General features: G+C 68.3%; 2 protein-coding genes. One reads left to right on the forward strand and one right to left on the reverse strand.

Annotated features, from left to right (window positions below; translation table 11 throughout):
• On the reverse strand, window positions 1-580 hold a 580-nt coding region (locus N878_RS21515; RefSeq protein WP_021445596.1), incomplete at its 3' end, for a LysR family transcriptional regulator.
• A gap of 104 nt (window positions 581-684) precedes the next feature.
• Here N878_RS21515 and N878_RS21520 point away from each other — a divergent pair.
• A partial coding sequence (locus tag N878_RS21520; protein ID WP_021445597.1) for an HlyD family secretion protein occupies window positions 685-1,160 on the forward strand: 476 nt, incomplete at its 3' end.

Below are 1,160 nucleotides of genomic sequence, written 5' to 3' on the forward strand. Positions count from 1 at the left end.
CGTGCTGCAACAGGATGGCGCGATGGCCCTCCAGCTCGGCGACGCTGCGCGGCGTGCCGTGCGCCGCCAGGTAGGCCGGGCTGGCGCACAGGCGCCGGCCGCTCTCGAACAGCTTGCGCGCGATCAGCGTGGAGTCCTGCGGCTGGCCGACCTGGATGGCGATGTCCACGCCCTCCTCCAGCGGATCGACCAGGCGCGAGCTGAGTTCCACCTCGGCGCTGATCTGCGGGTACTGGCGCATGAACTCGCCGAGCACGCGGCCGAGAAACAGCTGGCCGAACTCGATCGGCGCGCTGATCCGCAGCAGCCCCGAGGGCTCGCGCTGCAACTGCATCACCGCCTGCTCGGCCTCGGCGAAGTCGAGCATGATCTGTCGGCAACGCTCGTAGTAGGCCTGGCCCACCTCGGTCAGGCGCAGCTTGCGCGTGGTGCGGTTGAGCAGGCGTACGCCGAGGCGCTCCTCGAGCAGGGCGATGCGCCGACTCACCGTGGATTTCTGCATGCCCAGGCTGCTGGCCGCCTGGGTGAAGCTGTGGCACTCCACCACGCGGGTGAAGATCAGCGCGTCGTCCAGCCCCATGATTGTTCCCCACAAGCAACAAAGTTTGCCAAGTCTACCGGCTACTAGCGAAAAGTGAACATAGTTAAATTTGCTTACATTTTTCACCCAAGCCGAGCCCTCGCATGCCCGCTCCCCTGCAACGCCGCCTCCTGCTCTTCACCACCCTGCTCGGCCTGCTGGCCGCCGCCCTGTTCGGCCACTGGCTGCTGGTCGGCCGTCACCTGCAGAGCACCGACAATGCCTACGTGCAGGGCGAGATCACCCGGGTATCGAGCCAGCTGAACGCGCGCATCGAGCGGGTGCTGGTGCGCGACAACCAGCACGTCGAGGCCGGCGCGCTGCTGGCAGTGCTGGAGGACAGCGATTTCCGCCTGGCCCGCCAGCGCGCCCGCGCCGCCCTGGCCAACTACCAGGCGCAACTCGACCAGGCACGCAGCAAGCTGGCGCAGCAGAGCAGCTTGATCGCCGCCAGCCAGGCCGAAGTGGCCGCCAGCCAGGCCACCCTGGAACGCGCCCAGCTCGATCTCGGCCGTGCCCAGGCCCTGCGCAAGCCCGGCTACGTCTCCGAGGAGCGGGTCACCACCCTGGCCGCCGACCA

Origin of the sequence: Pseudomonas sp. EGD-AK9 (assembly GCF_000465935.2) — a bacterium.
GTDB lineage: Bacteria > Pseudomonadota > Gammaproteobacteria > Pseudomonadales > Pseudomonadaceae > Aquipseudomonas.